The sequence below is a fragment of the uncultured Microscilla sp. genome (assembly GCF_947493425.1).
GTDB lineage: Bacteria > Bacteroidota > Bacteroidia > Cytophagales > Microscillaceae > Microscilla.
In genome coordinates, this window is the sequence record NZ_CANLRP010000558.1 from 1 (window position 1) to 345 (window position 345).

Annotated in this window: 1 pseudogene; it reads right to left on the reverse strand. The window is 34.8% G+C overall.

From position 1 onward, the window contains the following. Positions 1–19 precede the first annotated feature (19 nt). A pseudogene (locus Q0954_RS34650) lies at positions 20–345 on the reverse strand (IS110 family transposase); the annotation flags it as partial.

The window sequence follows — 345 nt, forward strand, 5'->3', positions numbered from 1 at the left end:
GCATTGATATAAAATATTGTTAAGCTACAAATATAATAATTTTATATGAAAAGAATTTGGTTCCCAAACCACTAGTGAATAACTCAAAACCGTTAGTTTCTGCGATGATGACTAGGGCAGAGAGTAAGCCTATCCCATGTATAGAGGTAAGTTTCTCTACCTTTTGGTAGAATACTTCATCTTCCTGAGCAACTCTAATGATCTGGTCATTCACTCTAAGTTTTTGATTTTCAAGATGCCTCACAAGCTTTTTTAGCTCATTGAACACGAATTTATTAGGTTCGTGACTATGCTTAAGGGCTTCTAAACGCGACTTGTTTTGAGTGATTTCCTTTTGCAAAGTTT